The following is a 6,498-nucleotide window of genomic DNA, read 5'->3' as shown; positions in this document are numbered from 1 at the left end:
AAAATCATTTGAATGATTTCTTCTTGGTCTACGTGCCATAAAATACTCCATATATTGATGTTTATAACATCATTTGGGGAGCAAAATATCACTTATAGGTGTTGTTCAAATTTCCTGATCCACCTCTATATATCGTAATACTTTCGACAAAAGATAAAAATCTTCAATAAAAAAGCCTGCTTAACTCTCCAAAATTAAACAGGCTTAATTGCGCCAATACCTTAGACTTTTTGGAGTTATTATTTGTTTTCAGTGAATATAAGATTAAATTATTTCAGCATTGTGAAAATAAAAAAATATGATTATTAATTTAATTAATCGCATTTTTTTTGATCAGTGATTACTTCACTTCTTTCAAGCAATAACGGCATACCTTAATTTCTTTACCATCAATCGTGTATTCAATTTCAGTCGCATCATGAAGACCAAATAAACGCCTTAAGAAACAATGAAGCATTACTTTTCTCCATGCAAAAAAAAGCCCACACATGGAAAGACGATGTGGGCTTATAAACTAAGGATCTTGAAAGACCATTCAGAAACTACAGCAGTTTCTATTGACTATTTTGTACACTATTCAAGTAACATTCAGTGGCGGAATATACCAAAAATTAAAATATTACTAATTTAATCAAAATTTTAGAAAGACTTGATTAATAATATATTAAATATTAAAAAACCCGCTTAATCTGGGGATGTGATTAAGCAGGTGAAGTCTTTGATAACCATTTTATTATTTTTATTAACGCTGTGCTCTCTTGATGTAGTTAAAAATTATCACTCTAAAGCAAATTACAAAGTATAAAAAATATGCATAAATAGTTTCTGTTCGGTTACTTTAAGTTATTTTTGATTTTTGTTAGACAATAATAATTATTAAAATCTAATCTGGGTGCCCTGATATTGCTTACACAAAAAACATTTCTCAGGGCATTAAAAACGCTCACATTGCTGTGAGCGGTTATGGTACTTCTCGTCTTTCCGAGTGTCAGTCGTTTTTCCCAGCTAGGCGATATATAACTTCGTCTAACCTGATAAAAAATTACCCGGTATTTGCTATTTAATCAATCAGTTTATTTCGTAATTTTTTGATAAATATCACGTTTATTTCACAGCTGATCTGATTTTGAATTGATCACCACAGAAGTTCTATGCTGTGATCCATAGCGACTCACAATCACACCCACCTAACATGCATGGTCTGCTTTACTTGCTTTCGTTCTAAGGTTTGTTTGAATTGTCACACCCGTGCGAGGTTTTTACTCTAAAGCATGTTCTGCTAAGCGACACCAAAGCAGGTTTAAGCCACTATGGCTATGAGGTGACGTGAACCGCACTTTCTTAGCTTAGGTATTTTCATGACGTAAATTCCAAAAATTTTGACGTAAATTTAACTGCATTATCGACAAAAAATAGCGATTTTAAAGATAGCACTGTTAATGGTAGACTTTATTCAAGACAACAAAAAAGGGTTTTAAGCTACTGATTTCGCTTAAAACCCTTATAACATAACGTTTAGAATATTGGTGGATATCCTCTACCGAACACATTTTTAAAATTTTGATTTTTATATATTTTTTAATTAAAAAAATTCAGTGATACACGTGGTGATACAAGAAATTGAGCACTGTTCGTCTCGATATCCATGCAAGTTGAGCAACTTCATTCTGAGTTAAGTTTTTATTGAGACGTACACGTTTGAGCCTATCACCTAAGGCCTCAGCAATTGAAACAGGGAAATCATTGCGATGAAATTGCATATCTTTGATGACATTCATAAGACCTTTACAAAGATATGCGATTTCCTTTTGTTGATGCAAATTTGGCGTTACATGTGGTTAAGTACATTAATTTGTACATAATCAGCAAAAAGTAGCTTTAAGTGCAAAATATTACACTTACCACACAGAGTATATACTAAATAATTTTGAAATTTTGTGGCTCCACCTAGAGCTTTAATTGTAAGCGAACCAACATTTAAACCACTTTCGATTTCCTTGCCTGATTTTTTAGCCTGACGACCTGCTTTATCTAGGCCTTCCTTGTAGTTACCGAGTTTAACGACCATATCTAATATCAGACGAGAGGTGGCGTGATGGATATTCTAGAAATTGCAAAAGACTTTACTGAAGACTTGGCACCGCATGTAACCAGTCAAACTGGCACAGTCAAAACAACTTACAGCTGAGCAAGTATCTGCACTTTATTATATCGCTGTTGATTTTTGGATGCGGAATGATGAGCCAAATGTGAATGTGAAATTGCCTTTTGAAGTTTTGCAGAGTTTGCGGGAGATGCCATAATGGGAGTTTTTCAAATCACCGTACATGGTGAAGCACCTCAGCTATTTGTAGGCTCTGAGGTAGGCGGTGCAAAGATCGTATCGATTAAGGATGTAAGCCCTAAATTAGTATCAGCTTCAGAATTGGCTCAACAATATGGCATTAGTGTTGATGTGGTCCGTGATCGATGTGCAGAGATCAATAAAGGTACTCGAGGAAAGTGTCTTTATGATCCAGAACAGGCGAACTTGATTTTAACGGCTAGGCCCTTGGCTAAACGTGGGCGCAGTAGAAAAAATTAATTATTTTTTGATAAAGGGGTAAAACATGGAAAAAAAGCCATATAGGACTGTTGGCATAGTAGCCACAATCATCGTCGCAATTATTCTGGCTTTAATTATTATACCTGCAAGCTTTACGCGCATCACTGATGCAGATGTTGGTATTCGTCAAACGTTCAGCGGTGAAATTGAAGATACCGTACTGGGGCAAGGATTACATCAAACCGTGGTCGGTGATGTAATCAAAGTATCAAAGCGAAATCTTGTACTTAATGTTGAATCTCAACCAATTGTAGTCGAAAAGATTCCAATGCAAGAGTTTCAATTAAAAGTGAATTACGGGATTGTGCCATCAAATGCTGCAATCGCGTATAAGACTGAAAAAGCACAGCACATTATTACAGATGATGGTGATGTATATTTACTAGGTCAGTATGTGCAGTACGTTGCAAACTCGGCAATCAATGATGTTGTGAGCAAATATAAAGCTTTAGCTGTAAATGACAATCGAGCGCTCATAGAGACTGAAATAAAGAACAGTATTAATACTAAATTAAAAGCTCAAGGCAAAGATAAATTTGTCAAAGTTAATGAAATTAATATTTTAAAAGTTTCACCACCTAAATCTATTTTAGATTCATCATTAGCAATTGTTAATTCTCAAAATGCTTTAAAGACAAAGCAAAATGAATTAGAAACTGCACGTGTTGAAACTGAAATCAAAAAAGTTTTAGCAGAAAATGCATCTGAAAAATATGTAGATCTACTACGTGCAGAAGCCGAAAAAACTAAAGCTGAAGCATTGCTCAAAGCTGCTGAAAAAGGAACACTGAATACTATGGTAATTGTTCCAGACAAATTCACTGGTGTAGGTCAATTAAAATAATGAAAAGCCCTCTTATGAGGGCTTTTTAAGCGTCCATCATATCTCCAATATCTTCAACATCCGGGTTGTAATAAGTATTCACTAAAACTTTAATATTTTTATGCCCCGTCACCTTAGCCAGCACTTCTACCGGTAATTTTTGGTTATTCACGAACCGAGTAATCGCTTCATGGCGTGTGTCATGGAATGTATGTCGATAAGCCCTACTTTCGCTTTACGGCGCTCCCACATCAATCTGAAGGCATTCTCATTCTGGGGAATCAACTTATATCACCATCATGATCAATTAGGTCCAGTAAAGCTAAAGCCTTTTTCGTCAGTGGCACATTACGTGCATCGCCGTTTTTGGTTTTTGGCAAATGCACATGCCGGTCGTAAATTTCTGACATTTTAATGCCAAGGATTTCACCGCGGCGCATCGCCGTTTCCAAGGCAAATAAAAATGCCCAGGCAACATAATGCTCTGCCAATGTTGGCACCTGCCCTTGCTGGTAACCTAAACCTTCAAGAATAAGATCAATTTCATCATCACGAATACGGCGATTACGGGCTTTAGGCTTTGCCGGTTTCTTAATCCCCATCCACGGGTTAGTCTCAAGTAGGAATAGCTCTTTTACGGCGTAGCTAAATACAGATGAGTAAAGCGCGATTTCGCGTAGCACTGTATTAGCTCCAACCTGTTTTAAACGTTGATTTCTCCAGGCGGTTAAATGCTTTGGTGTGATGTCATGAATAGACATATCTGCCAGTGCACCAAATTTCTCATCAAAAGGACCTAATTGTTCTTTAACATACTTGGATCCTCGAAGCTTTCGCCCATGCTCATCATAATACTTATGAAAAAGTGTCTTGAATGGGTAATGCTGTTTTATACCCTGGTCTTCCGCAAGCTTATTAGCTTTTGCCTCAAGTAATTTTTGCGCGGCCCATTGCTCGCATTCTTTTACGGTATCTCTGGTTGCTGAATATGTTTTTCCAGCAATCATTATTTTAATTCTATAGCTTTCACCGCGCTTGATCGGTTTGGGCATTTTCAGGGTCTATAACTCTATATTCTTGGTCTAATCTTGGTCTAAATTTAACGGCATTATCGGCAAAAAATAGCGATTTTAAAGATAGTGCTGTTAAGGGTAGACTTTATTTAAGACAACAAAAAAGGGTTTTAAACTACTGATTTCGCTTAAAACCCTTATAACATAACGTTTAGAATATTGGTAGGTATAAGCAATACCGAAATAAATCATAAGTTATTGTTATTTATAACTAATATTTTATTTTAAAAATCTGGGATACAAGATAGGATACAAATTTTAGTTGTAACGAAATATTTTTTAATTTAGACAATTTAGAAATCTATAAATAACATAACTAATTGTTTTTATTGTTTTTTAGACACCTAGACACCTAGACATACTTTAAAGTTATCAAAAAAAATTATAGATATTACTAAAGCTGTCTAAATGACTAGTTGACTAATTTATTCAAAAATCAATAACTTAAATAAAAATAAAAATTTTCAATGTGTCTAAATAATTTTGCAAGCCAGTATCTAAAAAATTACTGATTAGCCATTTAAATCTTTTTTTAAAAAGATGGGATTTAATACAACATATTCCTTGCCATCAAATATGATTGTTCTAACATTATCAATTTCCTCAAGGTATTGGATAGCTTGGTCTCTTTTGCCTGTTTTATTCCTAAAATTTCGACAATTCTGACCAATACTTGATTTTAAAATGTACTCTTCATTTTTATCTTGATAGTGTTTTACTAAAAAATTTAGTAATTGATCCGCATCAGTAACATCATTATTTATTTTATTAGATCTAACCCATTGATTTAATGAATACTTTAAAATATTTGATGCGTGCTTCAAATCTTCAGCAGTGACCTCTTTTTCCTCTTTAAAAAAAGCAAAAACTGTAGCTAATCTAATTATTAACTCACCTGCTCTACTTGCCTCCGCTTTATGATCAACATATATGTTATTTGGCTTTAACTTGGCTTCAATCTCATTAAATATATTAACAAACATAGGTTTAGCTTCATTTGACAATCTCAAAACTTTGCGATTATCAATTAATTGACTTTGATCAGTTAAATCCCTTACATCATACCAATCGCCTAATAATTTTTTACATTGGTCATAATAGTTAATCAGCCTTCTATCAAGAGTAATATCTTTATCAATATCATCTATTTTCAAAAATCTAGTCCCAGCTAATGAAGGAGGTGCAGCATAAATAAATCTTGGTAATAAGCCTATACTAGACATCGTCTTATTCGAAAAAACTTCTTGAATAATGATTGGTTGTGCCATTAAATGCATACTTAAACGAATATGATTAGCTACACCACTTCCCTCTGCATTACCTTTTGAACGTTTTCTTTCAACGTAGCCAATATCAAATACTTTGGTCAGTAGAACCATATTTGGTTTCGAATTATCAGAATTAAGCGCATATCCACATAAAAAGTCTGCAGCATCATTTGATGATATTGCAATATTAACGAATTCACCCCTAATGAATCCCCCCACAATAGGTTCTAAAGTACTATCAGAAAATATCCTCTTCGGATTTTTAGGTTGTGGTACATTTGCTCTTTCTTTATGAGGAAGTTTTTCCCAATTTGCATATTCAACTGAGTATTTAGCTATAGCATCTGACTGAATATCATTAATTACTTTAAGTGCAAAATAATCAGCCGTGCTTTTACGATCACCACTATTAGCTTCACTTAAAAAATTTATACTACAAGGCATAACAACTTTTTGAATGGTAATCGCATTAACATGCTTTTGAGCAATAAATGTGATAGCGAACAATAAAGAATTTGCCACTATAGCAAATGGTACTTTTACTTCCTCATGAATACATAATGCAGCATCTCTTAGAAGATCTGGGAGAGAACTTACAGGATAAAGAGGTGGTCCCACTTGTTTGAACAACTAAAAGCGTATTTATAAGTAATATTCCGCTCTAGTTAAGCCACCTTGTTTTGTTGGGGTAGCTGATCATAGTAAAACTCATTTGGTGTCATTTTGTCT

At 34.2% G+C, this 6,498-nt stretch carries 4 protein-coding genes and 1 pseudogene; 2 read left to right on the top strand and 3 right to left on the bottom strand.

Going from position 1 to position 6,498, the window contains the following annotated elements:
• Positions 1-1,828: 1,828 nt before the first annotated feature.
• Positions 1,829-2,068 (bottom strand): hypothetical protein, encoded by a 240-nt coding sequence (locus FTU91_RS15180; protein ID WP_180043307.1) that lies wholly within the window; start codon positions 2,066-2,068, stop codon positions 1,829-1,831.
• Between the two features lie 234 nt (positions 2,069-2,302).
• Between FTU91_RS15180 and FTU91_RS15175 the strand changes: the two genes are divergently transcribed.
• Entirely contained in the window at positions 2,303-2,584 is a 282-nt protein-coding gene (locus FTU91_RS15175) for a hypothetical protein (protein WP_180043305.1), read from the top strand.
• A gap of 25 nt (positions 2,585-2,609) precedes the next feature.
• Positions 2,610-3,449 (top strand): SPFH domain-containing protein, encoded by an 840-nt coding sequence (locus FTU91_RS15170; RefSeq protein WP_180043303.1) that lies wholly within the window; start codon positions 2,610-2,612, stop codon positions 3,447-3,449.
• A gap of 25 nt (positions 3,450-3,474) precedes the next feature.
• Here the strand turns inward: FTU91_RS15170 and FTU91_RS15165 are convergent.
• Positions 3,475-4,480, bottom strand: a pseudogene (locus FTU91_RS15165) (tyrosine-type recombinase/integrase).
• A gap of 533 nt (positions 4,481-5,013) precedes the next feature.
• The gene (locus FTU91_RS15160) at positions 5,014-6,399 is read right to left on the bottom strand and encodes a DUF3987 domain-containing protein (RefSeq protein WP_180082771.1); all 1,386 of its coding nucleotides are present in this window, start codon (positions 6,397-6,399) and stop codon (positions 5,014-5,016) included.
• Between the last annotated feature and the right edge of the window lie 99 nt (positions 6,400-6,498).

It is taken from the genome of Acinetobacter sp. YH12201 (assembly GCF_013418145.1).
Lineage (GTDB): Bacteria > Pseudomonadota > Gammaproteobacteria > Pseudomonadales > Moraxellaceae > Acinetobacter.
This window is presented reverse-complemented; position numbering and strand designations above follow the sequence as displayed.

Bases quoted from the DNA above. Each gene is read 5' to 3' on its own strand.
- FTU91_RS15180 (WP_180043307.1), bottom strand. From the start codon at position 2,068: ATGGTCGTTAAACTCGGTAACTACAAGGAAGGCCTAGATAAAGCAGGT.
- FTU91_RS15175 (WP_180043305.1), top strand. From the start codon at position 2,303: ATGGGAGTTTTTCAAATCACCGTACATGGTGAAGCACCTCAGCTATTT.
- FTU91_RS15170 (WP_180043303.1), top strand. From the start codon at position 2,610: ATGGAAAAAAAGCCATATAGGACTGTTGGCATAGTAGCCACAATCATC.